This window comes from Streptomyces sp. NPDC127084, assembly GCF_042724175.1.
In the GTDB taxonomy this organism is placed as follows: domain Bacteria; phylum Actinomycetota; class Actinomycetes; order Streptomycetales; family Streptomycetaceae; genus Streptomyces.
On the sequence record NZ_JBHXFA010000287.1, the window covers coordinates 1 to 4,077 of the forward strand.

The following is a 4,077-nucleotide window of genomic DNA, read 5'->3' on the forward strand; positions in this document are numbered from 1 at the left end:
ACCCCCCCCACTCGCGTCGCCAGCGTCTTTTGTTTAAACGCCCCCGGCGCCGCCCCCGGCCGGCGGGTACCACACACATCCGCCCAATGTTGTTTTTGGGTGGTGAACGGCCCCAGGGGCGCCCCCGCGGGGGCGCCCTTCGGGCATATCTCCTCCAAAGACCCGGGGGCTGTTCTTGAGGAACGCCTATCCGCGTCCGAATACGTAGCGTAATCAAACGGGCGGTCAGGACTGCCCGGGTTATTCCGTGTGGGCGGGGAGCCATCGTGCTGTCGCGGCGGCTGTGAGGAGGTAGAGGGTGGCGGCGGTTGCTGCGATGTGGTGAAGGCCTGTGGTGAAGGTGGCGGGGTTGGTGGGTGGGCCGGTGAGGGAGCCGAAGAGGGCGATGCCGAGTGCGCCGCCGGTCTGGCGTGCGGTGTTGTTGATGGCGCTGGCCAGTCCCGCGCGGTCGTGGGGTGCAGTGGAGACGGCGGTGGCGACCAGGGGTGTGGTGAGCAGTCCCAGGGCGGTGCCGAGGAGGATGAGGGTGGGCAGGAGTCGGGTGTAGGGGGTGTCGGTTTCGACGGTGGTGAGGAGGGCCATGCCGGTGGCGCCGAGGAGGAGTCCGGTGGTGGCGGGCAGGCGGGGGCCGTAGCGGGCGGTGATGCGTCCGGTGAGCGGGGCCAGTCCGATCAGGGGGACGAACATCGGCAGCAGTCCGGCGCCCGCGGGCAGCGGCGCCATGTGCAGGACGTCCTGGAGGTAGAGGGTGGCGATGAAGATGGTGCCGATCCCGACCAGGTTCATGACGAGGGCGGCGCCGTTGGCGGTGGAGAAGCCGCGGTCCCGGAAGAAGGACAAGGGCACGGCGGGCTCGGGATGGCGGCGCTCGGTGAACAGGAACGCGCAGGCCAGGACCAGGGTCGCGGCGAAGGCCACGGCGGTGGCTGGGGTCAGCCAGCCCCTGCGGCCGCCCTCGATCAGAGTGAGGGTGCAGCTCGTGAGGACGAGTGCGCCCAGGATGGTGCCGGGAACGTCCAGCCGCCTTGCCATGGCTTCACGGCTGGGCGGTACCGCCTTGAGCACGGGAAGAAGGGCGGCGGCGACGATGGGCAGGTTGATCAGGAAGACCCATCTCCAGCCGGGGCCTGCCACCAATAGACCGCCCAGCAGGGGGCCCAGGGGCAGGGAGAGACCTCCGACCGCGGCCCAGATGCCGATGGCCTTCGCCCGCTCCCTCTTCTCCGGGTAGGCGTGCGTGATCACGGCCAGAGTCGCCGGCAGCAGGGCCGCCGCCCCCACCCCCTGCACCGCCCGGGCCGCGACCAGGACGCCGACCGTGGGGGCTAGACCACAGGCGGCGGAGCCCAGGCCGAAGATGGTCAGACCCCACAGGACCAGGCGGCGGTGGCCGTAGCGGTCGCCGAGAGTCCCTCCGGCCAGTAGCAGCGAGGCGAACGGGACCGTGTAGCCGTCCACCACCCCTTGCAGACCGCTGACCGAGGTGCCCAGATCAGCCCCGATCGTGGGCAGCGCCACGTTCACTACGGTCACGTCCAGCTGCACCAGGAACAGCCCGATGCACATCGTGATCAGGATGACGTCCTGTTTATCCGATGCGTCTTGTGGTGCCTGACGTGAAGAATGAGAAGCCATACCGGACAAAATAGGTGTCAAATGGTCCGCTTCGCCGTAAGTATCGAGTTGTAGGCGGGCGGGGGTATATGGAGCTGGTCGGTGGTGTAGTCGCCGAAGCGGAGGACATTCTCTCGCCGGTACGGGCTGAGCACGGCCAGGTCGCTCGTGTGCAGGGTCCATCCCTCGCGGGACAGTTGCCGCAGCGCGCGGGTCATGTCGATGGTGGTGGAGAAGATGACGCTGGAGGCGATCAGGTCGAGGAACTTGACTGCCTTGTCCTGCAGTTCGGGGTCGCGGCTGGCGAGCCAGCCGGCGTTGCCGAAGTGGAGCCACTTGGTGAACCCGTTGTAGGCCTCGGCCTTGTTCGTGGCCCTCTGGATCTGCTCCCGCAGCCCCGGATCCGACAGATAGCGAAGCAGCACGATCGTGCGAACGGCGCGTCCGACCTCGCGGAAGGCCTGGTAGATCTGGTTCTTCTTCGACCGGTTGTTCAGGCGCCGCAGCAGCGTGACGGAGGAGACGGTTCCCTGCTTGACGGAGAGGGCGACCTGCATGAGGTCGGGCCAGTGGTTCTCTAGCCTCTCTTGAACTGTCGGGTTCTGGGATGAGAGAGCACTGCGTTGGACGATGAACCGGGTTCCTGGATCGTCGACTTCTACGACTTCCGGAGGGAGCTGATCTGCCCCGTCACGGATGGGAACCTCAGCGTGTACGGGGACGTGCATGCGTGGGCGAGGCGAAACGGGGCCCGCCAGGGGACGCCGTTCCTGTTGGCGCCGAACGGTACGGCGGACGCCCGGATCAACCTGTTCTTCCGGATCGGTCCGGTGGCGTCGCGACGGCCCCGTACGTGGCGGCGGTACGCGTTCTCCTTGGCGGTGTGGCTGGACTTCCTCGATGCTTACGGCCGCCGATGGGACGAGGCGGTGCCCGAAGACTTCGACGCCTTCAAGCACTGGCGGATGACGGACGACCGCAACGCGGGCCGGGTACGGCCGACCTCCTTCGACGCCGACCGTTCGGGCCTGAACACCTTCTACACCTGGGCCTCGCAGCGGTACGGCGTGGTGAACCCGGTGCCGACCCGGTCCGTCGAGCTTGCTCCACAGGAGTGGGGCGGGCAGGGACCGCGGCGGGATCCGGCCCGGCCCGCGGGCTCGCCGCGTCGGCAGGTGAAGTGGCTGCTGAGGACGGCGTTCGAACAATGGCGGGACGTCGGGCTGCGCGGGTATGGCTTCGACGGCCGCCGCCCGGAGGGGTGGCGAGGGTTCAACGAGGACCGAGACGCTGCGTTCGTCGACGGCTTGTACGGCACCGGGCTGCGGTTGGCGGAGTGGTCGAGCGTGCTGGACATCGAGCTGCCGCCGCAGGCTGAGGCGAGCCGGTTTCCGAAGGCATGGCTGGCCGCGGCCTGCATCAAGGGCGGCAGGGAGGGCCGCGAGTACCGGATCCCGCGCAGCGTGCTCAAGGCCGTCGCGTCCTATCAGGATCCGCTGGAGGGCTCGCGGGCCGAGGCGATCGAGCGGGCCCGCCGCCACAGGCGCTACGACCGGCTGCCGGGGCTGACCCTGGTGGTCGGCCATAACCGGGCCGGCCGGAGCCTCTACCTGCTGACGGACACGGGCCGCACGGCGGTGCCGCTGGACGTCCTCGGTCCGGAGGAGAGGCTGCGGCTGTTTCGCCGCACCGACAACGGGCTGGAGCCGCTGGCGCTCTGGCTCGGAAACAACGGCATGCCCAAGCAGGCCCATAGCTGGGAGAAGACCTTCCAGCGGGCCAACGAACGCATCCGCAGGCAGTGGGCAACCGCGCACGGCGCGGGACTGTCCTCTGTGGGCCCGGCCCCATATGGCCCGGCATTCCTTCGCCCTGCGCTGGTTCACGATCCTGTCAGCGGTCTGGAACCACAAGGTTGAGGGCTTCACCGACGCCGAGACGCGTGACCTGCGCGAGCAGTTCGGCGACGTGTGGTTCCAGTTGGCCACGCTGCTGGGCCACAGCAGCCCGGAGGTCACCAAGGACTGGTATCTGGAGCCTTTCACCGGACTGCAGCTCGACTACCTTCTGTCGCTGCTGGACGACGAGGAACAGACGGCCGTTGACGCCCTGCTGCACAAGATGGCCGTCGGCAGCGGCCGGGTCCTCCAGGGCGTGAGTCTGCCGAGCGCTCGGGACGGTGGGCGGTGAGCGGGCGACGCTGCCGGACCAGGGCTGGGAGCCGCCCGAGCGGCTGGTGACGACACCTCAGACATGCTCGGTGCTGTTCACCGAGGAGAACGGGCGTCGCTCGAAGACCTACGACTTCACGATCCTGCCGCTGTCCGCACAGCTTCAGCAGTGGCTCGCGGCGGCCTTCGCCCGCGACTGTTGGGTGCCATTCAAGATGAGCAGGGAGTTGCCACTCAGGGTGAGCATGTGGGGCGATGAGAATGCCCTGCTGGACGCAGTCCGGCAGGGCAT

At 68.4% G+C, this 4,077-nt stretch carries 5 protein-coding genes; 3 read left to right on the forward strand and 2 right to left on the reverse strand.

From position 1 onward, the window contains the following. Positions 1-240: 240 nt before the first annotated feature. A complete protein-coding gene (locus tag ACFWI9_RS33205; RefSeq protein WP_387168718.1) occupies positions 241-1,566 on the reverse strand; it encodes an MFS transporter in 1,326 nt (441 codons plus the stop codon). Positions 1,567-1,652: 86 nt separating this feature from the next. Next, positions 1,653-2,342, reverse strand: a complete 690-nt coding sequence (locus tag ACFWI9_RS33210; RefSeq protein ID WP_387168721.1) for a Tn3 family transposase — start codon at positions 2,340-2,342, stop codon at positions 1,653-1,655. On the opposite strand from ACFWI9_RS33210, the gene ACFWI9_RS33215 reads away from it, so the two are divergent. The 3 genes from ACFWI9_RS33215 to ACFWI9_RS33225 form a co-directional block, all read left to right on the forward strand. Beyond that, positions 2,238-3,533 carry an integrase gene (locus ACFWI9_RS33215; RefSeq protein WP_387168729.1) on the forward strand — a complete coding sequence of 432 codons (1,296 nt, stop codon included), beginning with the start codon at positions 2,238-2,240 and terminating at the stop codon, positions 3,531-3,533. The genes ACFWI9_RS33210 and ACFWI9_RS33215 overlap by 105 nt on opposite strands. After that, a complete protein-coding gene (locus ACFWI9_RS33220) occupies positions 3,466-3,804 on the forward strand; it encodes a hypothetical protein (protein ID WP_387168724.1) in 339 nt (112 codons plus the stop codon). The genes ACFWI9_RS33215 and ACFWI9_RS33220 overlap by 68 nt, the downstream gene beginning before the upstream one ends. A 70-nt stretch (positions 3,805-3,874) precedes the next feature. Continuing rightward, positions 3,875-4,077: hypothetical protein (locus ACFWI9_RS33225; protein WP_387168726.1), on the forward strand; the 203-nt coding region annotated here is incomplete at its 3' end.